At 35.8% G+C, this 23,598-nt stretch carries 27 protein-coding genes; 8 read left to right on the top strand and 19 right to left on the bottom strand.

All coding sequences use genetic code 11. The annotated features are described in order from the left end of the window. Positions 1–23 precede the first annotated feature (23 nt). The 11 genes from AC6H33_RS02695 to AC6H33_RS02645 form a co-directional block, all read right to left on the bottom strand. Positions 24–818, bottom strand: a complete 795-nt coding sequence (locus AC6H33_RS02695) for an ABC transporter permease (RefSeq protein WP_497605435.1) — start codon at positions 816–818, stop codon at positions 24–26. A gap of 7 nt (positions 819–825) precedes the next feature. Continuing rightward, complete coding sequence (gene flgK / locus AC6H33_RS02690) at positions 826–2,712, bottom strand: flagellar hook-associated protein FlgK (protein ID WP_497605434.1); 1,887 nt, start codon at positions 2,710–2,712, stop codon at positions 826–828. 1 nt (position 2,713) lies between these two features. Beyond that, positions 2,714–3,142, bottom strand: coding sequence for a hypothetical protein (locus AC6H33_RS02685; RefSeq protein WP_497605433.1), 429 nt, complete (start codon positions 3,140–3,142; stop codon positions 2,714–2,716). 30 nt (positions 3,143–3,172) lie between these two features. Continuing rightward, complete coding sequence (locus AC6H33_RS02680; protein WP_497605432.1) at positions 3,173–3,382, bottom strand: flagellar biosynthesis anti-sigma factor FlgM; 210 nt, start codon at positions 3,380–3,382, stop codon at positions 3,173–3,175. Between the two features lie 84 nt (positions 3,383–3,466). Further along, complete coding sequence (locus AC6H33_RS02675) at positions 3,467–3,766, bottom strand: rod-binding protein (protein WP_497605431.1); 300 nt, start codon at positions 3,764–3,766, stop codon at positions 3,467–3,469. Continuing rightward, positions 3,766–4,821 (bottom strand): flagellar basal body P-ring protein FlgI, encoded by a 1,056-nt coding sequence (locus AC6H33_RS02670; protein WP_497605430.1) that lies wholly within the window; start codon positions 4,819–4,821, stop codon positions 3,766–3,768. Before AC6H33_RS02670 ends, AC6H33_RS02675 begins: the two co-directional genes overlap by 1 nt. A 45-nt stretch (positions 4,822–4,866) precedes the next feature. Continuing rightward, positions 4,867–5,457 carry a 16S rRNA (guanine(966)-N(2))-methyltransferase RsmD gene (gene rsmD, locus AC6H33_RS02665; protein ID WP_497605429.1) on the bottom strand — a complete coding sequence of 197 codons (591 nt, stop codon included), beginning with the start codon at positions 5,455–5,457 and terminating at the stop codon, positions 4,867–4,869. Then, the gene (locus AC6H33_RS02660; RefSeq protein ID WP_497605428.1) at positions 5,447–5,839 is read right to left on the bottom strand and encodes a hypothetical protein; all 393 of its coding nucleotides are present in this window, start codon (positions 5,837–5,839) and stop codon (positions 5,447–5,449) included. Before AC6H33_RS02660 ends, rsmD begins: the two co-directional genes overlap by 11 nt. Before the next feature lie 52 nt (positions 5,840–5,891). Continuing rightward, entirely contained in the window at positions 5,892–6,596 is a 705-nt protein-coding gene (locus tag AC6H33_RS02655) for an exonuclease domain-containing protein (RefSeq protein WP_497605427.1), read from the bottom strand. Further along, a complete protein-coding gene (locus AC6H33_RS02650; protein ID WP_497605426.1) occupies positions 6,590–7,129 on the bottom strand; it encodes a hypothetical protein in 540 nt (179 codons plus the stop codon). The genes AC6H33_RS02655 and AC6H33_RS02650 overlap by 7 nt, the downstream gene beginning before the upstream one ends. Then, entirely contained in the window at positions 7,122–7,550 is a 429-nt protein-coding gene (locus AC6H33_RS02645; RefSeq protein ID WP_497605425.1) for a hypothetical protein, read from the bottom strand. The genes AC6H33_RS02650 and AC6H33_RS02645 overlap by 8 nt, the downstream gene beginning before the upstream one ends. An 86-nt stretch (positions 7,551–7,636) precedes the next feature. On the opposite strand from AC6H33_RS02645, the gene murA reads away from it, so the two are divergent. Continuing rightward, the gene (murA, locus tag AC6H33_RS02640) at positions 7,637–8,905 is read left to right on the top strand and encodes a UDP-N-acetylglucosamine 1-carboxyvinyltransferase (protein ID WP_497605424.1); all 1,269 of its coding nucleotides are present in this window, start codon (positions 7,637–7,639) and stop codon (positions 8,903–8,905) included. On the opposite strand, the gene AC6H33_RS02635 is transcribed toward murA, so the two are convergent. Together AC6H33_RS02635 and AC6H33_RS02630 are read right to left on the bottom strand one after the other, a co-directional pair. Next, positions 8,906–9,283, bottom strand: coding sequence for a heat shock protein transcriptional repressor HspR (locus AC6H33_RS02635; protein WP_497605423.1), 378 nt, complete (start codon positions 9,281–9,283; stop codon positions 8,906–8,908). It lies immediately after the preceding gene. Continuing rightward, positions 9,273–10,160 (bottom strand): DnaJ C-terminal domain-containing protein, encoded by an 888-nt coding sequence (locus tag AC6H33_RS02630; protein ID WP_497605422.1) that lies wholly within the window; start codon positions 10,158–10,160, stop codon positions 9,273–9,275. The genes AC6H33_RS02635 and AC6H33_RS02630 overlap by 11 nt, the downstream gene beginning before the upstream one ends. A 114-nt stretch (positions 10,161–10,274) precedes the next feature. Here AC6H33_RS02630 and AC6H33_RS02625 point away from each other — a divergent pair, with 114 nt between their 5' ends. Further along, positions 10,275–11,396 (top strand): metallophosphoesterase, encoded by a 1,122-nt coding sequence (locus AC6H33_RS02625; protein ID WP_497605421.1) that lies wholly within the window; start codon positions 10,275–10,277, stop codon positions 11,394–11,396. A gap of 4 nt (positions 11,397–11,400) precedes the next feature. Here the strand turns inward: AC6H33_RS02625 and purH are convergent, their stop codons facing one another. Beyond that, positions 11,401–12,936: a bifunctional phosphoribosylaminoimidazolecarboxamide formyltransferase/IMP cyclohydrolase gene (purH, locus tag AC6H33_RS02620; RefSeq protein ID WP_497605420.1), complete on the bottom strand. Its 1,536-nt coding sequence runs from the start codon at positions 12,934–12,936 to the stop codon at positions 11,401–11,403. Between the two features lie 87 nt (positions 12,937–13,023). On the opposite strand from purH, the gene AC6H33_RS02615 reads away from it, so the two are divergent. Then, positions 13,024–13,983, top strand: a complete 960-nt coding sequence (locus AC6H33_RS02615) for a 6-phosphofructokinase (RefSeq protein WP_497605419.1) — start codon at positions 13,024–13,026, stop codon at positions 13,981–13,983. A 76-nt stretch (positions 13,984–14,059) separates the two neighbouring features. Beyond that, positions 14,060–14,752 carry an MOSC domain-containing protein gene (locus tag AC6H33_RS02610; protein WP_497605418.1) on the top strand — a complete coding sequence of 231 codons (693 nt, stop codon included), beginning with the start codon at positions 14,060–14,062 and terminating at the stop codon, positions 14,750–14,752. Here AC6H33_RS02610 and purL read toward each other — a convergent pair. The 4 genes from purL to AC6H33_RS02590 form a co-directional block, all read right to left on the bottom strand. Next, positions 14,749–16,962 carry a phosphoribosylformylglycinamidine synthase subunit PurL gene (purL, locus tag AC6H33_RS02605; RefSeq protein ID WP_497605417.1) on the bottom strand — a complete coding sequence of 738 codons (2,214 nt, stop codon included), beginning with the start codon at positions 16,960–16,962 and terminating at the stop codon, positions 14,749–14,751. The two genes, AC6H33_RS02610 and purL, sit on opposite strands and share 4 nt — an antisense overlap. Positions 16,963–17,032: 70 nt before the next feature. Beyond that, complete coding sequence (locus tag AC6H33_RS02600; RefSeq protein WP_497605416.1) at positions 17,033–17,359, bottom strand: GreA/GreB family elongation factor; 327 nt, start codon at positions 17,357–17,359, stop codon at positions 17,033–17,035. Then, on the bottom strand, positions 17,304–17,558 hold the full coding sequence (locus AC6H33_RS02595) for a hypothetical protein (RefSeq protein ID WP_497605415.1): 255 nt from the start codon (positions 17,556–17,558) through the stop codon (positions 17,304–17,306). Before AC6H33_RS02595 ends, AC6H33_RS02600 begins: the two co-directional genes overlap by 56 nt. Positions 17,559–17,569: 11 nt before the next feature. Next, positions 17,570–17,896, bottom strand: a complete 327-nt coding sequence (locus tag AC6H33_RS02590) for a hypothetical protein (protein WP_497605414.1) — start codon at positions 17,894–17,896, stop codon at positions 17,570–17,572. A gap of 126 nt (positions 17,897–18,022) precedes the next feature. Here AC6H33_RS02590 and AC6H33_RS02585 point away from each other — a divergent pair, with 126 nt between their 5' ends. The 3 genes from AC6H33_RS02585 to holA are packed head-to-tail and all read left to right on the top strand — an operon-like array spanning position 18,023 to position 21,740. Continuing rightward, entirely contained in the window at positions 18,023–18,820 is a 798-nt protein-coding gene (locus tag AC6H33_RS02585) for an HDOD domain-containing protein (protein WP_497605413.1), read from the top strand. Positions 18,821–18,828: 8 nt separating this feature from the next. Then, on the top strand, positions 18,829–20,775 hold the full coding sequence (locus tag AC6H33_RS02580) for an RNB domain-containing ribonuclease (protein WP_497605412.1): 1,947 nt from the start codon (positions 18,829–18,831) through the stop codon (positions 20,773–20,775). 2 nt (positions 20,776–20,777) lie between these two features. After that, complete coding sequence (holA, locus tag AC6H33_RS02575; RefSeq protein WP_497605411.1) at positions 20,778–21,740, top strand: DNA polymerase III subunit delta; 963 nt, start codon at positions 20,778–20,780, stop codon at positions 21,738–21,740. Positions 21,741–21,841: 101 nt separating this feature from the next. Here holA and ilvC read toward each other — a convergent pair whose 3' ends face one another. Further along, positions 21,842–22,864 carry a ketol-acid reductoisomerase gene (gene ilvC, locus AC6H33_RS02570; RefSeq protein WP_497605410.1) on the bottom strand — a complete coding sequence of 341 codons (1,023 nt, stop codon included), beginning with the start codon at positions 22,862–22,864 and terminating at the stop codon, positions 21,842–21,844. A 107-nt stretch (positions 22,865–22,971) separates the two neighbouring features. Between ilvC and AC6H33_RS02565 the strand changes: the two genes are divergently transcribed. Continuing rightward, complete coding sequence (locus tag AC6H33_RS02565; RefSeq protein ID WP_497605409.1) at positions 22,972–23,595, top strand: hypothetical protein; 624 nt, start codon at positions 22,972–22,974, stop codon at positions 23,593–23,595. Positions 23,596–23,598: the final 3 nt, after the last annotated feature.

Below are 23,598 nucleotides of genomic sequence, written 5' to 3'. Positions count from 1 at the left end.
AGGATATTTTGCTATTTTTAAAACTATTTTATCTCTTTTTTATTTGTTAGTTGTTGTAGATAATTCGAGATATTTATAAGAGAAAACGTAACCAAAAATATCATAAGACCAGGGAAAAAACTAACCCACCATGCAATCTCCACAACATCTTTTCCGCTACTTAAAATTGTTCCCCAACTCATTTGAGGGGCTACTATGCCAAGTCCTAAAAAACTTAGTCCTGACTCTGCAAGTATCGCTCCTCCTACGCCAAAAGTAAAACTGACAAAATATATTGGAGCTAAAAGCGGTGCATAATATTTAAAGAGTATTTTTAATCTTCCAACTTTTGCGATATTTAGTATCTTAATGTATGGCTGTGAAGTTATCCCGAAGCTCTCTGAGCGGATAAGTCTTGCTGTTGTCATCCATCCAGTAATGGAAATAATCACAATTAAAACCCATGATGATGCGTTTACATAACTCACAAGTGCGAGAAGAAGAAAAAAAGTAGGAAATGTTAAAAAGAGGTCAACTAAAATGATAAAACCTTTATCAACGCCCCCTCTAAAATATCCAGCCATAGAACCGAGCAAAAGCCCTATAAGTGAGGCTATAAAGGCACTTCCAACTCCTATGCTAAGAGATGTTTGTCCACCTTGCATCAATCTTGCTAAGATATCTCTACCGAGCCTATCTGTACCTAATATATGCTCAAAAGATGGAGGAACTAAAATAGCGTTGCTATCAAGTACATAAGCATCTACTCCATAAAAAAATGAACCAAAAAAAGAGAATACAAAAACAGACAGAAGTATAAAAATACTAAACCTTGGCATCTTAGAGTTACTGCTTAATTCCAAGAAGCGTTTGCATCATCTGATCTATTGTTGTTATAATTTTTGAAGCAGCACCGTATGAAGTTTGATACTTGATAAGATTTGTCAACTCCTCATCTATGCTTACTTTTGAGATAGAAGAGTACTCTAGTTCAGTTGCGTTAAACTGCGCTATTATTGTCTGATTATTTAAAATTGCTTCGTTAGTTCTCACCCCGACTTCTGTCGCAACTACATCAAACATCCCATAAATTGTTGATTCATAACTCATATTTCCAACTTCAAAAGAGTAAACTTCAAATTGTTGTTGAATCATATTTAAAGCGAGTGCGTTATCTCCAGATGATGGTGTTTTTCCAGCTGTTATTTTTGTTGGATTATTTTTTAGATCGTTATTTAAATCTATATTTTTGGCACTCTCCCCATCAAAAAATCTACTAAGTCCAAGAGCTCCTGCAAAATTTGAACCAGAATCAAATTGCTCTGTCTTAAGATTGTCTTCTATTGAGAATGTGTACCCTTTTGCTGCATAATTAGAACCCATTATCAACTCTAAAGCACTTCCTCCTCCTGCATAATTCGCCCAGTTAAACTGTATATAATCATCTATATCATTAGTTGCATTTGAGTCTGCGTTATCATCGCTTTGTGCTGCTATCTGTGCCTCTATTGAGTTTGAACCTGAGGCACCTGTCATAGTTGTCATATTATTTATTGTAATTGTTTTTCTTGCGCTCTCATTTCCATCTATATCATAAATTACAATATCAAACGACCCATCATTTATATTTAGAGATGAGTCTACAAGAGCTAAAGTCGGGTTTATACTTAAATCATTTGAGTTCATGCTTGTTGTAGCACTAGAAGCATAAAGATTGTTTGTAGATTCAATTAGCGTTGTGGCAAAAGCATTAAGCTCATCTATAACCTTTTGCAAAGTTCCGTTTGATGGTGTACCTGATGAGTTTGTTTCAATTTTATCGCCTCTAAGGTCAAGGATAGCGCCTATTCTGCCCCCTGGAATCTTCTCATCCATTGGAATCAACACGCCATCTTGTCTCTCGTATGAGAGCTCATAAAAGCCATTTGAATTTTGATCACTTGAGACATGAATCGGATGATAAGTCCCGCCATCAACAATATTGAATCCATTTACATTTAAAGTATAACTTCCGCTCTTTTCATTTGACGAGCTATCAATTGAGATATTTGAGTTTATTTGCCCACTTATCGAATCAGCTCCTATAAGTTTTGCAAGACTAAGCTCTATAGAATTTCTTTTATCTCTTAAATCGTTTGCAGTAAATGTATCTCCAGCTTCAGCAACTTCTATTGAAATATTTATTTGTGCTAACTCTTTTGCAAGTAGATTTACTTCATCTACATTTACTTTGAGCTGTGTATTTAGATTTGACTGAAGATCATAAATTTTATCTTGAGTAGATACTATACTACCAGAGAGGGCTTCAGCCTGTTTAGCTAAAGATAATTTTATAGCATCATTATCTGGGTTATCTGCAAATGTCTGCCACATGTTATAGTACTCTTGCAAGTCAGACTTTATACCAACACCATCAATCTCTGGAAAATATGTTGAAAGCGTCTCTAATGTAGTTTTTGTAAAATCTGAATACTCTTTATCCGCTGAAATGCCTGTATATCTATCATATACAAAATTATCAAATATTCTAGCAATGTCTACGATGTCAGTGCCATTGCCAATATTGCCAGGAGCCATATACATAGGAGTTGATGCCGCAGTAACTACTCTTTGTCTTGTGTATCCTTCGCTCTCTGCATTTGTTATATTATGGCTTGTGGTATTTACTCCTGCTTGAGCGGCACTAAGTCCACTATATCCGATATTTAATGTGTTAAATATAGAAGCACCCATCTTACACTCTCACTTTTAAAATTGTTGAATCTTTTGAAGCAACTCTGTTGTAGCCTTGCATCTCTGTTGGGACAAGTCTTTCTAAAAAAGTATTATAAAGATTGCTAACTGCTAAAACAAGCTTCGCATAACGCTTGTTTGCTTCTCTAAGATTTTGAAGCTCTACTTTTAGCTCTGCAAGATGCGCATGTTGCTCTTCATTTAAAAGTTGTGTTAATTCAGTAGCTGGATTTGTACTTATAAGAGAAGCTATCTCATGGTCAATCATAGCTTTTTTTGACTCAAAGCTCTTAAGCTTCTCCTCTTTTAATTTTAATCTATCAAACTGTGGATTATGGTTTGCGACTTTTATATCTTCTACATCTGATTCAGTAATTTTAATTAAATCTCTGAGGTCGCTCAGAGCACTTTGTAAATGATAAGAAAGCATAGTCTAATCCTTTTTGTATGTTTAAAAAACCTACAACAACTCTTGAGCAATCTTCTCTGAGAGAGTTTGTAGATTTATTTTATATTCACCAGAAGCGATAGCTTCTTTTATCTCTTCTACTTTGCTAGTATCTCCTTGCTTTGAGACACTTAGAGCACCTTTTTGTGAAGTTTCTTTAGCCTCACCGAAATTGTTAGCATAAGCAGTGCGGATGTTTGCACTATTTAACTGTGAAATCATTTTTTATCCTCCTTTTTCTTTCGCTTTTCGCGATAATTATGTTCAACTATATCGACATAATAAAGAAAAAATTTAATGTATTTACTACTTTTGGCTTAAAAAATCGTATAGCATTTGAGAAAACCCAAATCCACCAGCACTTGCTTTTGCTAACTCTTCTCTATACATAGATTTGTATATTTTATCACCTGGATCATTTTCATCTGAGAAGATGTTTTTTTCATCTTGCATCGCATTATCCATCATCATCTTCAATATAACAGACTCAAACGCGTCAGTCTGCTCTCTTAACTCTTTATTTTCAGCTTTTGGATCAATTTTTGGAATCTGATGCTGTTGTGATACCAACACCGATTGCATATCTATAGAGTTTATTCCTTGCATCATATCAACTTTAGCTCAGCAGAGATGCTACCAGCACTCTTCATAGCTTCTAAGATTGAGATAATATCTTTTGGCGTAGCTCCAAGCTTCTGAAGAGAGCGAACAAGATTTGCAACGGTTGTAGTACCCTCTTTTGTATATAGCTCATTTTCATTAAGCCCTATTACCATATTTTCATCTACAACCATTGAACCTGCTGGTTTGCTTGGGCTATTTTGTTCTGTGATTTTGATTGTTATATCGCCATGAGTCATTATTATAGGTTTTATATGTATACCAACGCCAGAGACAATTGTTCCTGTTCTCTCGTTTATAACTATTCTATCTTTGATACTATAGTCCATATCAACTTCTTGAACTTCTGCTAAAAACTCTATCATAGTTTTGTTTGATGGTTTTTTTAGCTTAACCGTTCTAGAGTCCATAGCTACTGCAACCTCTGTTGAGTAGTGGCTATTTAGAGTTTTTTGAATTGATACACTATTTTGAAAGTTTGCATCTTTGAGCGAGAGTGTTACATACTCTTGATTGTAAAGGTCTATACTAATTTCTCTCTCAACCAACCCGCCATCATAAATAAGTCCAGCAGTAGGATGAGAATCTCCAGCACCTTTTGCATTTCTTCCGCCGATACTTACGGCACCTTGTGCAAGTGCGTAGATTTTTCCATCAACACCTTTTAGGGGAGTCATAAGGAGTGTTCCGCCCTCAAGTGATTTTGCATCACCGATTGAAGATACTGTGATATTTATCTTATCGCCTTGTCTTGCAAATGGTGCAAGTTCTGCGGTTACAACAACAGCTGCAACATTTTTTGATTTTATATCAGCTGATTCCATGTCAATATTCATAGCTTTTAGCATGTTTGCGATTGACTGAAGTGTAAATTTTGAAGTTGTTCCATCCCCAGTTTTTTGAAGACCTACAACTAAAGAGTAGCCTATGAGGTGATTATCTCTTACTCCGACAATACTAGCTACGTCACTAATCTTAGCACCAAACAACGTTGTATGCGTAAGTAGTAAAAGCGTAAATAAAAATAGAATTTTTTTCATCGTATATCCTTAAATATGGGGATATACAGCAAATGTTATTCCACTTTACTCACTTTGTAGATATGAGAGAGTAGTGTTTCCAAATTTTTTGACTTTTTGTACACTAAAAGAGCCTATTTCATCTGGTATGACAAGCGTGCTCATATGTTCTATGATGATAAGTTTTACACACTCTTTTGGCAAAGTTGCGATAAGTGAGACTGTTTTATCGTATATCTCTTCCATCCCTTCTCTAGTGCTAAAAGGCGGGTCAATATAAAAATATGCTTTTAGATTTCTCTTCTGAAGATTTTTTACAACAGTTGAGATATTTGAAAATGTATCTCCGCTGTAAACTTCACATGAAGATGGATCCATTTGAGCTATATTTTCTCGCAGCACCTTAAGAGCTTCACTGTTTTTCTCCATAAAGATTATCTTAGCAGCACCACGACTAAGTGCCTCAAGCCCAATTGAACCGCTTCCTGAGAATAGCTCAACAAAAGTTGAATCTATGATTTCAAATTGAATTGTATTAAAGAAAGATTCTAAAACTATCGCTTTTGAGCTTCTTGTTGTTGTTTTAGGAGGTAATTTTATAGTTTTATTTTTAAACTTTCCAGCAATAATTTTCTTTGTTATAAAGTTACTTTTCATAAAACGCTCTCACAGCTCTTAAAATATTGTCTTGATACTCTTTTGTTAGAGCCTCTATTCGTTTCTCTAAGATATCAAAGCCCATACTTTGAACTTCATCATCATCTTCATCCTCTTGATATATTTTATTCAGATAGTGAAGATTTCCTTTGTTCATCTCTTTATATCGTCTCTCAAGAGCGAGTATTAGCTGAGATTTTGAAAAAGGTTTTATAAGGTTACACTCCCCTGAACTAGCTATAAAAAAAGATTTCTCGTCATCAAGAACTCGTACATCTCGAACAACAATATCACAATTTTTTAGAGAGCTAAGATGCTTTGATAAAAAAACTTCAAGTGATTTTTGTAAAAGCGGGGACTTACACTCAACAGCTACTCTCAAATATTATCCTTATAATAATTCTATTTTTGGACAAAAGTATAGCATAGCAACTTTATAAAAACCTGCTTATACTATATCTCAAATCATCGTCTATATCCCTCATCTGCAAGAGCATCCACTCCAAATAACCTCTGTCGCACATACTTATCTCTTCTAAATAACGACCGCTATATTTTCCAAAACTGAATTTTTCAATCAAAACATTTTTTAAACTCAAAGAGATTAACTCATCATGTGCCTTTATCTCTAAGAGATATTCATACAGAAGTTTTACGTGTAAAGCGTCACTTAGGGCATTATGAGGAGATATATCTGCGTTGTACTTTAGTGCCTCTTTTTGCTCATCTTTATATAGTTTTAACTCATATCTTAAAAACTGCAAAGAGAACTCCTCGCACTCTGGAATAAGATGTTTTGTGACTCTAAGCGTATCAACTATTTTACCTTGCCACAAAAACCCGCTCTGCATTAACATTTTGAGGTCAAAATTTACGTTGTGTGCGATTATGGTTGAGTCTTGATTATTGTTCTCATGTAAAATTTTCCATGCTTGGCTATCTTTGAGTTTTGGTTTATCTTTTAGCATCTCATTTGTTATATGGTTTATACTTGAAGCTTTTGAAGATATTTTTTTATCTTCATTGATAAGCTCGTAAAATGAAAAAACCACCTCTTTATCCAGACAAATCATTCCGATAGAGCAGATTTTATCACTGCTCTCTAGTCCCGTAGTCTCTAAATCCAAAAAAATTAACATGGGCGTATCTCTATTTTTTTACATCTTGTGCTCATAAGCACAAAAGATATATAGCCAGATATCAGTATAAAAATATAAAGAGTATAGATGTCAAACCACTCAAAGAGCCCACTATACGATGAAAGCGCATATGTATAAACAAGAGCAAAAATCACAAATGCACTTACAAGCCATATAAGAAGCATAAGCCACTTTCTCCATACCCTTACCAAATCTCCATATCCGATTTGTTCTATATAGCTCTTTGTATCACAACTTAAAAGTTTTAACTCAAAGCCATTTATACAACTGTTAAAGAGATACTTTAAACTTCTAAAGAGTGCGATTAATATAGTTAGTGGCCAAAATATCATAAACCAAAATTTTAAAATATCAAAGAGAGCTATATTTACCTCAGAAATTAATTCTGGTGCGCCTTGAGAAAAATAGACAAAGAGTGTTAGCAGTGATGAGAAGAATAGTGCGAGAAATGTGCTACAAAGAGTTAAACGAGTTGCCCATCTAAGCCAAAGAAGGAGAAAAAATCTACTCATCACTCTTAAAAGATTCTAGCATTGTATAGTAGTGTTCAAGAGTCATAAAACTCTTCTCAAACCTAAAACGAATGATAAATTCTACCACTCTGTTTTTGAGCTCCTCATCAACATTTTGAGCTTTTCCAAAATAACCAAGCGAGATATTTTTACTCTTTACAACAGCTTCTTTGTCATAGCCAATTGCTAGTATTTGAAGATATTTATCTTTTTTTACCTCTCCCAGAGTCTCATTTAAAAGTGATGCACCTGATAGATTTATGGCTTTAAAATTAAACAGTTCACTGAACTCTTCAACTTTTTGATTTATTCCCAAACTGTTATAAAGCTCTTCAAGAAGAACTAAATTATCTTTTCTTGTACGCTCATAACTCGATATTTTATTTGTTAGATTCTTTAATCTATCTAAGGCTGAACTCATAGCTTCTTCCTATATTAACTTAAGTGATTATACCAAAAACGCAAACTATTTTTGATATAATTTCAAACCTCAACAAAAAGATAACCATGGATTACTTACAGATACAAAAAGCCCAAAAACTACATGGCGAAATAAAAATTTCTGGCGCAAAAAACGCAGCTCTTCCTCTTATTGCCATGAGTATACTTGCTAAAAATATAGTAACTATAAAAAACTTGCCTCATGTAGCAGATATAAAAACTCTTTTAAAGCTCTTATCAAATTTGGGCGCGGAGTGCTCATCTTCATGGGAAAATGATACAACAACAATCGACACATCAACTCTAAATCAGACAAAAGCGACTTATGACATTGTAAAAACTATGCGCGCCTCTATTTTAGTGCTTGGTCCAATATTAGCTAGATTTGGGCATTGTGAGGTATCTCTTCCTGGCGGATGCGCTATCGGACAGCGTCCAGTTGACTTACACCTAAAAGCGTTAGAGCAGATGGGTGCTGTGATAAACATAGAAGCTGGTTATATTCACGCTATCGCACCCAATGGGCTAAAGGGTTGTAATATAATTTTTGACAAGATTACAGTAACAGGAACTGCAAATATCGTTATGGCGGCAGCTTTGGCAAGTGGCGTCACAACTATTACTAATGCGGCAAGAGAGCCTGAAGTAGTTCAATTATGCGAGATATTAAATGCGAGTGGGGTAAAGATTGATGGCATTGCAACTGCTGTTTTAACTATCCACGGTACAGCTGGTGAACTTCTAGATATTGAGCCTTTTAGTGTTATACCAGATCGTATTGAAGCTGGAACTTATCTATGTGCTGCGGCTATTACAAGGTCAGAGCTTACGCTAAAGGGTGCTAACGCAAAACATTTAGGCGCTGTCTTATCAAAACTTCAAGAGATGGGAAGCAAATTTACTATAACAGATGACTCTATTACTATTCATCCATCAGAAGTTATCAAACATGTAAAGATTGTAACACAAGAGTACCCAGCATTTCCTACAGATATGCAAGCCCAATTTTTAGCACTTGCTACTCAAGCGGATGGGACTTCTATCATTGAAGAGAGATTGTTTGAGAACAGATTTATGCATGTTAGTGAGCTTCAAAGAATGGGTGCAGACATATCTTTAAATGGAAATGTAGCGACAGTAAATGGGCACTCTAAACTAAGCGGAACTGATGTTATGGCAACAGATTTAAGAGCTTCAAGTGCTTTGGTTTTAGCTGGGTTGGTAGCAGATGGTATAACTAATGTTCACCGTATTTATCACCTAGATAGAGGTTACGACTCTTTAGAGAAAAAACTGCAAAATGTTGGCGCAGATATTTCAAGACTTAAAGAGTAGTTACTTCTTAAAAATTATCATCTCATAGATACTTTTTTTAGTAACAAGCGCTTTATCGTGAGAGACAGTTTGAGAGTTTTTTGCTCTCATAACCTCTTGTCTAAGTGTTAAAATATCCTGCTCCATCCCATCAACATTCTCTTTTAATCTCAAGATAATATCAACTCCAGCAAGGTTTACCCCAAGTTCACGAGTAAGTCTAAGAATAAGTTTTATTCTATCTATATCTCTTTGCGAATAGAGTCTTATCTTTCCGTTAGACCTTGATGGAGTTACAAGATTTTCTCTCTCATACTGCCTAAGGGTTTGTGGATGTATCTCTAAAACTTTTGCAACAATACTTATCAGATATACTGGTTCATCATAATCATGAATCATCTCTCTCTCCTTTTGGTAGTTTTTCTCTCATTAACTCTACTAACTTTTCATCAAGTTCTTCAATTTTAGGTAAAACTATATTTGCCTCAAGATATAGATTTCCGCGCTCTTTTGTTTTACGGTTCATTGCACCCATCTCTTTTACACGAAATCTTTGGTTATTTTTTGTATTTTGAGGGATTTTTAACTTTATCTCTTTTTCTAACGTCTGGATAGTTACCTTCTCTCCAAAGAGTGCTGCATAAAGCGGAACATCAAATTTTTTGATTAAATCATCGCCATCTCTTGTGTACTCAGGATTTGAGGCAACATTTATCTTTAAAAACAGGTCTCCAGCGCGTCCGCTTTGAGCATGTCCTTTGCCCTTAACGCGCATCTTCTCTCCACTATTTACACCCGCTGGAATCTTTATATCAAATCGCTCTCCATTTACTGCCACAGAGTGAGAGCCGCCAAGGATTGAAACAACAAATGGAATCGTAACGCTTGTTTCTATATCAAGATTTGGTTGTTGATGTCCGCCAAAACCGCCGCCGCCGAATGAAGAGCCACCAAACCCTCCAAAACCGCCTCCCCCTGAAAACATACTTCTTAATATCTCATCCAAATCGCCACTTCCGCCACCGTGTGAACGCGAGAAGTCATGAAAATTTTGTCCACCGAACATATTATCGCCGTGAGCGTCATATTGTGCTTTTTTCTTTTTATCGCTTAGTATCTCATACGCTGAATTTATCTCTTTAAATTTATCTTCCGCACCCTTCTCTTTGTTTACATCTGGATGGTATTGTCTTGCTAGTTTTCTATACGCTTTTTTTATCTCTGCTTCAGTTGCACTCTCTGAAACTTCAAGTGTGTCATATAAAGATTTTGCCATATTTGTTTCCTAATATATATTATTTGATTATTAAGTGAGATTATATCACAAGAGTTGAGCGGATGTCAATCAAGGTTGAGCTATCAGTTTAGTATTATTTGCTATACTTCAAACATGAATCCAATACTATTTTTCACAGCTTTTTTAGGCGTATTTGCTCTTATTAACTTCTATATATCAAGAAGATTTATAGCTCATCTTGATATAAAGTCAATAAATAAATTTTACTTTCGTATTTTTTTATTTGTGAACTTTTTTGGCATTATCGGTTATATGCTGGGACGCTATTATGTAGATTTTCCTAACTGGCTCTACTTTCTCTTCTCACTCCCGATTGGTATACTTTTTCTACTATTTTGTACAGCTATTATCTATGATATATCAATAGTTATACTTAAAAGAGCCACTCTTTCAAAAAGAAGAAGAGATTTTTTCAAGCGCTCTCTTGATATATCTTCACTTGCCTTTGCATCAACACTTAGTGCAAAATCTATCTATAACGCAAGAGATATTAAACTTGAAAAAGTGGAAGTAGCTATAAAAAACCTCAAAAAAAACTATAAAATTGCTCAACTCAGTGACATTCATATAGGCGGACTAATAAACAAAACTTTTATAAAAGATATTGTTCAAAGAGTAAATGCTCTAAATGTAGATTTAGTAGTTATAACTGGAGATTTGATAGATATAGATATGGAACGAGGAGGAGATATCGTAGCTGAACTTGCTCATCTCAATTCAAAATATGGGACCTTTTTTGTAGCTGGAAATCATGAGTATTTTCATGATATAGCCAAAATCCTAGAGAGCTTAAAAAAGCTAGGCATAAGGGTTTTAGAGAATGAAAATATATATATTGGCGATGAGGGTAAGGGCTTTAATTTAGCTGGGGTTTATGACTTATTTGGGTATAGAACAAACGAGTATGCCCCAGATATAAACAAAGCATTAAAAAATTTAAAAAACTCTCCAACGCTCCTCTTAGCGCATCAACCAAAATATATAGAAGAGGTAAATGATAGCGTTGATTTGATGCTAAGTGGTCATACCCACGGAGGACAGCTATTTCCATTTAGATTTTTAGTAAAACTTCAACAACCATATATTAGCGGTTTACACCAACACAACAAAGAGTTGCAAATCTACGTAAACAAAGGCACTGGATTTTGGGGTCCACCCATGCGACTTGGTGCATGTAGTGAGATAACAGAGATAACTCTTATCCCTGCTCTTTAAACGCTTAGTGTAAAAAGTGTCTTACTTCTGAGAAGTATAGGCTCATACCATACTCATTTGCCGCTTCTATGATTTCTTCATCTCTTATGCTTCCACCTGGTTCTATTACGCTCTTAACACCCGCTGCAGCGGCTGCGTCAATGCTGTCACGGAATGGAAAAAACGCTTCACTTGCAAGTGCTGCTCCTGTTACATCAAGCCCCATCTCTTTAGCCTTTTTTAGTGCGCACTGACTTGCATCAACACGGCTTGTCATGCCCATACCAACGGCTACCATCGCAGAGTTTTTGACATAAACAACACAGTTTGATTTAGTAAGAGATGCTACTTTATAAGCTATCTCCATATCTTTTTTCTCTTGGCTTGTTGCGTCTCTAGTCGTCATTAGTTTTGCGTTTTTTACTTCATCATCATTTACCTTATCGGCATCCTGATAGACAAAACCGCCGTCTATATGCTTGAAGTCTTTAGCGTCATTAGCTAAGAGTAACTTCTCACTTCCCATCTCAAATAGCTTGATACGCTTCTTAGAAGCAAAAACTTCTTGTGCTTCTTGGGTAATACGACCTGCAATAATTACTTCTAAAAATATCTCATTCATTTTTAGAGCCAACTCTTTGTTCACAACGCCATTAACTGCAACAACACCGCCAAAAGCAGAAACTGGGTCACACTTAAGGGCTTCTTCATAAGCCTCTAATAGGGTATCTTTTATAGCAAAACCACATGGATTTCCATGCTTTGTTATACAAACAGCATTCTCATCTCCAAAAGCAGAAGCAATTTTTACAGCACCGCTTAAGTCATTTAGGTTGTTAAAACTCGCTTCACCTTTTAATGTTTTGAAGTTATCTGAGTAGTGTTTATCAAACTCATACAAAGCACCCTTTTGATGAGGATTTTCGCCATAGCGAGTATCCATTACTTTGCTTCCTACTATAAACTGTTTTGCTCCAAAACCACCGTTAAAACGAGTGTTCATATAGTTTGCTATCATACTATCATACGATGCAGTATGCTCGTAAGCTTTTATCATTAGATTTCTTCTAAACTCTAATGTATTTTTCTCATTTTCTAGTGCGTCTATCACTCTTGCATAGTCGCTAACATCAGTTACTATCATAACGCTATCAAAGTTTTTTGCAGCTGAACGAACCATAGCAGGTCCGCCAATATCTATATTTTCTATAATCTCTTCAAAATCATCGGTCTTTTCAATAGTCGCTTTAAAAGGGTAAAGATTTACACAAACCAAATCAATAGCTTCAACGCCCAGCTCTTTTGCTTGGTCTAAGTGTGATTGTTTGTCGCGTCTATGTAAAATTCCGCCGTGAACAAAAGGGTTTAGAGTCTTAACACGTCCTTCAAAACACTCAGGAAACTTTGTTACCTCATCTATCTCAATAGCTTTGATGCCATTTTCTACCAGTATCTTATATGTTCCACCAGTTGAGATAATCTCAAAACCATTTTTTACAAGCGATTTACAAAAATCAACTACACCACTCTTATCGCTTACACTTACCAACGCTCTTTTCATTAAAATTTCCTAAAAATAAATTCTCTAATTTTATCTAACTCGACTTTAGATAATGGTAAACTATAAGAAATTAAGTTGAGAGATTTGATGAAAAATATAGCTATTTTATCCTCTGGCGGTGACGTAAGCGGAATGAATCCTGCAATTAAAGAGTTTGTTGAGTATGCATTTGAAAAAGGGCTAACTCCTTATTTTATTTATAACGGATTTGAGGGACTCATTGATAATAAAATAACCAAAGCATCTCATAACGATGTTGCTGGGATTATAAATCGTGGCGGTACAATTTTGGGCTCTTCAAGAAGCAAAAGGTTTATGGATAAGAGCTACAGAGAAGTGGCAAAGAAAAATCTTGACGCTCTACATATTGAGATGTTAGTTGTATTGGGCGGAGATGGCTCTTTTAGAGGAATGGATATATTTTATAAAGAGCATGGCGTGAAGTTTTGCGGTATCCCCTCAACCATAGATAACGACATCAACGGCACTACCTACTGTCTTGGAGTGGACACAGCTCTAAACGTAATCAAAGAGTCAATTGACAACATCAGAGATACCGCCTCCTCATTTTCAAGAGCATTTGTGATAGAGACAATGGGGCGAGACTGCGGTTATTTGGCTCTTGTGTCATCTTTATGTAGCGGAGCGGAACTCTGTCTTATACCAGAAGTAAAATATGATTTGAGAAGTTATGAAGAGAGCTTTAAAGAGCAGATAAAAAACGGAAGAAAATATTTTATCGTTATAGTATCAGAGGGTATTAAAGATAGTTCAAAAGATGTTGCAGAGTGGCTTGAGCAAAAAGTAGGCATAGAGGCAAGAGTAACTGTTTTAGGCCATACTCAAAGAGGCGGGAGCCCTAGCATATATGACAGGCTTATGGCTTACAAGTTTATAAATCATGCTATTGACGCGCTACTTGAGAACATTAACTCAAGCGTTATCTGCTACAGTAAAAACGGCTTTGTTTACAAAAACATTGATGAAGTCACTAGTAAAAAGTATATGCTAGACCCAGAGCTTCTTAGTTATATAAAAAAGTTTTAGAGATATTTTTTAGCTATATGAAATAATTTTTTTCTGCTTTTTTGTTACAATAATCTTTTTTGATAAGGTTGTATCTATGAAAAACAGTGTTGTATCTATTCAAATAGGCAAAGTAAATGGTTATGGCGATAAAGAGAGTAGTGAATTTTTACAAAAGTATTGGGAGAGTGCCTCATTTAAAGAGGTAGTTAAGTCAAAAGTTTTTGTTAGCAGATATGGCATAGTTGGCGATGAAGTAGCAGATAAAGTTCATCATGGCGGATTGGAAAAAGCAGTTTTTGCAAACAGTTATGAGAACTACAAAGAGTGGGCAGAGTTCTTAGATGTAGATAATCTTCCCTTTGGTGCACTTGCTGAAAATCTTACCATCTCTGGGTTACATGAGAGCAGTGTATATCTAGGCGATATTCATAAAATCGGCTCAACTCTTTTGCAGGTGTCTCAGCCAAGAAAGCCCTGTTTTAAAATCGCTAAAAGATGGAACAACAAAAAATTTACAAATGAGATTTATATAACAGGTCTAACGGGATGGTACTATAGAGTACTTGAAGAGGGAGAGATAGTTGCTGGGGATGAAGTAGTTTTACAAGGCAGAGATGAAAACCAAGTATCAATACTTGACGCAAATATGGCGTTTGCAAATCCTATACAGCATAGAGATATTTTGGAGAAGATTCTCTCAATTGACTCAATCGCCCCTAATTACAGAAGCAGTATTGAGAAGAGAATCTTAGGAGAGTTTGCGCTTGAGTATATGAGAGTAGATTAGATATCTCTCTCAATTACTCTTTTAAATGTGTTAAAGTAGTTGTCTTGAAGCTCTTTCATACTCATTGAAACATTGTTGATTTTTACTATATCTCCACCAACTGTTCCAAGTTTTTGACACTGTAGTACTCCAGCCATTGATTCAAATGAAGCAGAGTTTTCTTGTTTTACTTCTATAATTGCACGGCTCATGCTCTCTGCAAAAATGTCTCTCTCATCATTCACAAGCATTCTAGCACTACATCCAAGCCCACTTACGGCTGCCATCTTAGCAAGAGCGATAGCAACACCGCCACTACTTGCATCTTTTGCGCACTCTAAGATGCCTTTTTTGTTTGCCTCAATTACCAAATCCCAAAGAGTAAGCTCTTTTTCATAATCAATCTCAGGAAGCACTCCAGCAACAACTCCACAAACCTCTTTCATATATAAAGAGCCACCAAATTCAGAGTTTGATTCTCCTACTAGATAAAGAGTGTTTCCTTCGCCTTGAAAGCTTGACATCAAAACCTTGTTTTGGTCATCATTTACACCAACGGTTGCGATTGATGGAGTTGGAAATACAGATACACCATTTGTCTCATTGTATAAAGATACATTTCCGCCAATTACAGGTGTTGTAAGAGCACTACAAGCCTCTTTTATACCTAAACAACTTTGTCCAAACTGCCACATAACTTCAGGGTTTTCAGGATTTCCAAAATTTAGACAATCCGTTATAGCAAGAGGTCTAGCTCCACTCATAGCAACGTTTCTTCCAGACTCAATTACAGCCGCTGCAGCGCCGCCTTTTGGGTCTATATAGCAGTAACGAACATTACAATCAGCGCTCATTGCAAGAGCTTTTCCATTCTCTTTTACACGAACAACAGAAGCGTCAAGCATTCCACCATTTTTAATAGTGTTAGTTTGTACCATTGAGTCATATTGTGTATAAATCCAAGATTTATCTACAACTTCCATAGATTTTGTAAGTCTCTCAAATGCCTCTTGATTTGATACTCTTGCAAAATCATCTATCGTTACAGAAGCAATTTTATCCAAGTAAGCAGGTCTGCTCATTGGACGGTTTAGAACTGGCGCTTCCTCACTTACAGGATTAACTGGAACCTCTGCAACTTTATCTCCATGCCAGAATAGCTCCATATTTCCAGTAGCAGTAACTTCACCAATTACAGCAGCATCAAGGTCCCATTTTTCAAAGATTTTTATAATCTCTGCTTCAGAACCTTTTTTTGCACAAAGAAGCATACGCTCTTGAGATTCACTAAGCATGAAGTCATAAGGAGTCATCCCCTCTTCACGAGCAGGAACACGGTCAAGGTGCATAATCATTCCAGAGCCTGAACGTCCTGCCATCTCAAATGAGCTAGAAGTAAGACCTGCTGCACCCATATCTTGAATACCTACAACATGATCTGTTTTGAAAAGCTCTAAACAAGCCTCAAGCAGAAGTTTCTCAGTAAATGGGTCTCCAACTTGAACAGTTGGACGAAGAGATTTTGACTCCTCTGTAAAGCTGTCACTACTCATAACAGCTCCACCTAAACCATCACGTCCAGTTTTTGCACCAACATATATAACAGGATTGCCTATTCCATCGGCTCTTCCGTAAAATATCTCATCACTTTTTGCAAGTCCAAGAGTAAAAGCATTTACTAGGATATTTCCATTATAACACTCGTCAAAACTTGTCTCTCCACCGATTGTAGGAACTCCCATACAGTTACCATATCCACCGATTCCAGCCACAACTCCACGAACCAGATAACGCTGGTGCGCTGAAGTTTTGTTATCTTTTAAAACATCTCCGAATCTAAGCGCATTTAAGTTTGCAATAGGACGAGCACCCATAGTAAAGACATCGCGCATAATTCCGCCGACACCTGTTGCAGCACCTTGATACGGCTCTATGAAGCTAGGGTGATTGTGTGATTCCATCTTAAAAACAGCAGCATAACCGCCACCAATATCTATAACACCAGCATTTTCCCCAGGTCCTTGAATTACCCATGGCGCTTTTGTAGGAAAGCCATTTAAATGTACTTTTGAAGATTTATAGCTACAGTGTTCACTCCACATTGCAGAAAAAATTCCGATTTCAACAAGATTTGGTTCACGACCTAAAATCTGTTTAATATGCGCATAATCATCGCCTGAAAGCTTGTGTGAAGATAGTACTTTTTCAATGTCTTGTAGTTGTTGGCTCACGTGGAATCCTAAAAATTTAATTTTTGGTTTTTAAAGTGGGATTATATCTTAAAATAGTTGGCAAAGAAATTTAATGGAAGGCAAAATCGGACTTTTTACGGATATTTTTCTTAAGTGAAAAGATGTTTTTATAGTAAATTTCTAAGATTTCATACTCTTTTTTTACAAGTGGAAGCTGGATTTTAAACTCTTCACTTACACTCTTTCCAAGCATAGCACGAGCTAGTGGAGAGTGTACACTTATAAGGGCATTTTCTGGTTCTGACTCTAAAACACCACAGATTGTGTAAATCTCTTCTTCATCACTCTCTAAATCTAAAATCCTAACACTGCTTCCAAAACTAACTTTTGTATGCGATAGCACTGATGGGTCTATAATAGATGCTTTTTGTATCATAGAGTTTAGATAAAAAAAGCCTCTTATCGATATGACGCAATTTCTCTTTAGCAGCTTGATAATCTGCGTTTTCACTTCTATCTCCCAAGGCCGCAGCAATGAGCTTTTCTTGCGCAACTTTGGGCTTTTCTATCTCTAGCAAAAACTTAAACTCTTCTATTAGGATGTCGTATCCCTCTATGCTCATTGGCTCTTGCAATTTAGTGCTTATTAATGGTTAAAGCCTACTATGTAGTAGGTGTTTTTATTTTCTAATTTATCAACTTTAACTTTATATTTTTCGCTAAAGCGCTTTACTTTTTCATGTGCTTGTTCTACCGCTTCTGGTGAAGATGAGTCAATCTTTATCTTAAAATAGTCGTTTGAATTTGACATAGCAACATAAGAGTCGTCTACTCGCAAATGGTCATTTAAATCCATAATATGTTTTTGTATTTTCTCATACCCTTGTGTATTTGATTCTATTCTTTCTAGTTGGTTTAGCAAGGCATCATTTGGTACATATCCAAGTTGCGTTAGCATCGCTTCTTTGTGCATATTATTTTCCTTTTTTTTAAAATTAAGAGTCAATAGTATCAACAATTTGTAAATATTCAGTGCTTTTTTATGAACATATATGTATTATCTTTGTAAATTATAATTACTCACAAAAGAGAGAAGTAAATGACTGACGAAATCCTAAAAAAAATCAAACAACTCCCGCCTCTTCCTGAGTCTGCAATGCAGATAGAAGCTGTTTATCAAGATCCAGATAGCACTTTTAATGACATGGTAAAGATTTTAGAAAAAGATCCTCTTTTAACAGCAGACATATTAAAAGCTGCAAACTCTCCACTTTACGGCTTTAGCCGCGAAATAAACACTATAAATCAAGCAGTTGGTCTATTTGGCATGGGTACCGTTAGAGGATTTGCTCTAGCTTCTATTGTTAAAAAAAGTTTTACTCTTGATTTATCTGTATACGGTATCGATAACGATATGTTCTCTGCGCTATCTAAAAAACAGCATGCTCTTGTTACTTCATGGTGTCTAAGAAAAGAGGCAAAACTTCTAGGTATTTTATCACCTGCCGCATTTTTAGTTGAGATTGGAAAAGTTCTCATTGCACAACAAATCATGCTTGATATGAGCCAAGAAAAATTCAAAGAGGCGCTAATATCTCTTGATGATGTTGAAGCAGCAGAGAGAGAAATTGCTGGTGTTGACACTCCAGAAGTAAGTGCTTCTATTTTTGAGCATTGGAGATTTGAAGCTGGACTTGTTGAAACTATAAGAAACTGCCAAAATCCAGAAAATGCAAATGATAATATTAAAAAAGCAGTACAAATTTTACAAGTAGTTCGTACAACTGTAAAAATTAACGGCTCTATTACAGATGATAGTATTGCCGCAGCTAAAGAGCTTATAATCAAATACAACCTAGATATGGAAAGTTTTGACAAAGCTTTAGAAAACATTTAATCATCTCTATGAAATCTCTTCTTATTAGACTCACTCATGGACTCGATGAGCAAGATGTATCTGCAAATGAACTCAAATTTGTTAATGATTTTTTAGCAAAAGAGTACATAACAAAAACAGGTACTCTTTATAAATTTAACTCAAAATATCGCGCTGGAACTCTTGGACTTATCCAAAACGGCACTGCATATCTTAATGTTATAGGCGAATATGTTCGTGACCTCTTTATAGATAATATTGAAACAACAAAAGCCAAAGAGGGTGATTTGATAATTGCCCAAAGACTTCTTGGCAAAAGAGGCTCTCCTAGTGCAAAAATAGTTGAAATTTTAGGACGCGCACTTACATACAGTGTTGCATACATACTCACAAAAGATGCTCATAAATCATTAGTTGATTTAAAAACAGACTTTCCAGTAGGTGTAGAGATTTCTAAAGACGAACTGGATAGTTACGAAGATGGCGATGTCTTTAAAATAAACAATCAAGACTTTACTATTATGGAACGCTTAGGAAATATCAAAGACCCACTAGTTGATGAGAAGATTGTTTTAGCACACTATAACAAACATGATGCTTTTGAACCTGAAGTGCTAGAGATTGCATCCTCATTTAAAGAGGTTGATGCCACAAAACACCCTTCAAGAGTAGATTTAAGAAAACTGGCTTTTTGTACGATAGATCCAGTTACTGCAAAAGATTTTGATGATGCAATCTACTATGATGAAGATACTACTACTCTTTATGTTGCAATTGCTGATGTAAGCCACTATGTAGAGCCTTTTGGGGCAATTGACAATGAAGCAATTTACAGAAGTTTCTCTATCTATCTTCCTCATCGCTCTATCCCAATGCTTCCTCGTGAACTGAGTGAAACACTCTGCTCACTACAGCCACATGTAGATAGACTAGCTTATGTTTTTGAGATGAAGCTTGACTTAGAAACCCTAGAAGTAAGCAGTTCAAAAGTTTATGAAGCCATTATTCATTCACAAAGAAGATTTAACTATGAAGAGGTTGATGAACTTTTTAAAGGCAACTTAGAGCCTCAAAATCCATCAGAAATTGAGATTTTTGAGTATATTCATAAATTGAGAGTTATTACTGATGCGCTAAAGGCTAAGAGACTAAAGATAGGTTACAACTTCCGTTCAAATGAACTTGAGATGTTCATTGATAAAAACTCAAATATATTAAGTACCTCTTATGCTGAGGAGACCCCATCTCACGCTCTGATTGAAGATTGTATGCTCTTAGCAAATAAAGAGGCTGCAAAGAGATTTACAAGAGGAGTTTTTCGTATCCATGAGCCTCCAAACCAGATGAAACTTCAAAATCTTTATCAAGAGTTAGCTGGAATTGGTATGTTTATAAATATCAAAAAATCTATAAAAGAGACAATAACAGAGATACAAAAACAAGCCGCCGAGATGAATCTTGTCTCTGAGGTAGATACACTAATTATCCAGTCACAAATGCAAGCTAGATATGCTCCTATAAATGCTGGGCACTTTGGGCTTGGATTTGATGAGTATACACACTTTACTTCGCCAATTAGAAGATACTCCGACCTAATCGTTCACAGGCTTCTAAAAGCTATCAGTAATCATGATACAACAGAAGGCTCTTATGTTTTAAGAAATATAGAGTCACTCTGTATGAGTGTTAGCGAAAAAGAGAGAGAAGCCTCAACTATAGAGGTTGAATTTATGGCTAGAAAATTTGCTCGTTGGGCATCAGAAAACATTGACAATGTGTTTAATGCAAGAGTTACTTCAACTGATCCATTCTTCAAAGCTGAGCTTCATGACACAATCTCTGGTGCAAGATTTTACATCACACATAATCTTGACGCTGCTCTTTTTGATGATGTAAAAGTAAGAATAGACAAAGTAGATATAGCTAAAGCAAAAATCTATGCATCAATAGTTGAGATACTAGAAAAAGAGATTTAAGTGTGTACAAAAACGAACTAGATAAACATATAAAAAACCGCTCACTCTCAAATAGCTTTATACTTTTTGGCGAGAGTAGCTTTTTAATAGATAGATATACAGAGTTTCTTACACATATAGAAAATGCCTCTGTTTTAAAGTTATATCATGATGAGTATAACTTTAACTCTGCAAAAGCCCACTTATCTCAAGCTTCACTATTTGGTGATCAAAATATTCTAATCATAAAAAGTGAAAAAAAAATTCCAAAAAAAGAGCTGGATATATTGATAGAACAGTGTGAAAAAAGCTCTGAGAATAGTTTTGTTTATGCCTATTTTGGAACTGATTATGCCTCTTATGCAAAGCCTTCTACAAAGACTAAAACTATGTGTGTTAGGTTTTTTCATCCAAGCCATGCTGAAGCACTCTCTAGTATTGCACAAATTGCTCGTGAGAAAAATGTAAACATAGACACACAAACTATAAATCATCTACTAAACATACATAACTCTGATATTGCTCTTGCTTCAAATGAGATAGAAAAGCTTAGGGTTTATGATAGAGCGATAACTGCAAAAGAGATCGATTTACTTATTTTTGGACTTGCTGAGATTAGCATAGATGATTTTATAAAAAAAGTTATCAACAAGAGAGATTTTAAGAGTGATTTGATGAATCTTCTTGAGCATGGAGAGGATGAGATACGCCTCTTAACGGCTTTAACCTCTTATCTTACACAGCTCTATATGTTTAATATCTACATAAGAGTAAATGGCGCACCAAACCCGATAGAAATCTTAGGATACAAACCTCCGCCTCAAGTAGTTGAAGAAAAAGCAACTCAAGCTATAAAAATCAAACCTAGACAATACTATAAACTTCACGAGCTACTCTTAGAGAGTGAACTAAAGATGAAAAGCTCACATGTAGATAAAAGTGCTATTTTGCTCTCTACTTTTATAAGAGTTCAACAGCTATTGTAAAAATGTAAAAACTAAAAGAGTGATGGAGTTTCAAGGCGCATAGCGAGGAAGCGTGCTAAAGCACGTGACGAGTGTAGCAACGCAGAAAATGCGTCGCTATTTTAGTTTTTAGAAGTATCTACTATTTTGTTTGCTGCAATCCATGGCATCATTGTACGAAGTTTAACACCTGTTTGCTCGATTAAAGAAGCTTTTGCATTTGCTCTCTCAGCGTTCATTCTTGGGTATCCTGCTTGACCTTCAAGGATGAAATCTTTTGCAAATCTACCATCTTGAATCTCTTTTAAAATCTCTTTCATTGCAGCTTTTGATTCTGCGTTGATAACACGTTTACCTGAAACGTAGTCACCATACTCAGCAGTGTTAGAGATACTATATCTCATATCTGCGATTCCACCTTGGAACATCAAGTCAACGATAAGTTTTAGCTCATGAAGACACTCAAAGTACGCAAGTTCTGGAGCGTAACCAGCTTCAGTTAAAGTTTCAAATCCAGCTTGAACCAAAGAAACAGCACCACCACAAAGAACAGCTTGTTCTCCAAAAAGGTCAGTCTCTGTCTCATCTTTGAAAGTTGTCTCGATGATAGCAGTTCTACCGCCACCGATAGCTGATGCGTATGAAAGCGCTAACTCTCTTGTATTTCCACTTGGATTTTGTCCAACTGCGATTAAATCTGGAATACCGCCGCCTCTTACAAACTCTGAACGAACAGTGTGTCCTGGAGCTTTTGGAGCAATCATAGTAACGTTTACATCTGCTCTTGGGTGAATTCTTCCGTAGTGGATGTTAAAACCGTGTCCAAATGCAATAGTTGCGCCATTTTTTAGGTTTGGCTCAATCTCATCTTTGTAAATTTCAGCTTGATTTTCATCTGGAAGTAAAATCATAACTAGATCAGCGTATGCAGATGCTTCTGCAACAGTCATTACCTTAAAGCCTTTAGCTTCAGCTTTAGCCCAACTTGAGCCATCTTTTCTTAAACCAACAACAACTTCAACACCGCTATCTCTTAGATTTTCTGCGTGTGCGTGGCCTTGAGAGCCAAATCCAATCATTGCAACTTTTTTGCTTTTAATTAGATCGATATTACAATCTTTGTCGTAGTAAACAGTTAATGCCATTATTTTTCCTTAGTTTTTATTAAGCTTAAGCGCTTAAAAAATTTTTGGCATTATACTAAAATAAAGCAAAAACTCCTATAATGCCCATTAAAAATAGAGGAATATTTATGAAAAAATTCAATCTTTTTAAAGAAATTATAGTAGTAAAGAGAAGTAAACTTTTAGAAGCTATAGAGTCTCAAAAACATTTTGGCGTAAGAGTTGATGGAGAGATATGCTATGAACCTTTTACCACAGCAGACATTCTTATTTATAGCGGAGTGGCTGTTGCAAACAGCTCAATTGAGAGCGTTCTTGGAAAAAACTATCAAATAGTTGAAGATGATGAGAGGGTTCTTATAAAAGCTTTTTCAAATTGGCAAGAGATTATAGGTTTTAACTCCCTCAGAGCAACATATGATGACACAACAGCAGATGGTGTTGATGAGTTTGGCACAAAAGAGATGGAAGATATCGGTTGGCATGCGACGGAGTTTAACATCTCATACAGAGCTATTGTAGATATGCTTGAGAGCGAGTGTGAGGGAACACTAATCTGTATAGAGCAAGTTGAGCCTTACCAATTTAGCGGTTTAGGTTTTGTGGCAAACTTAGAGAGTGCAAAAGATATAATGTTTGAGTATTGTCAAAAAGAGATAAAAAGATTGTTATCAGAAGATGAAGATTTTGCACTAGAAAATTTAACTGATGACGAACTGGAAGCCGCTAGATTTTTCAACCTAGCGGAGTAGTTT

It is taken from the genome of Sulfurimonas limnophila (assembly GCF_059705345.1).
Note: the sequence above shows the minus strand (reverse complement) of the source record. Positions and strands in the feature narration are given on the sequence as shown.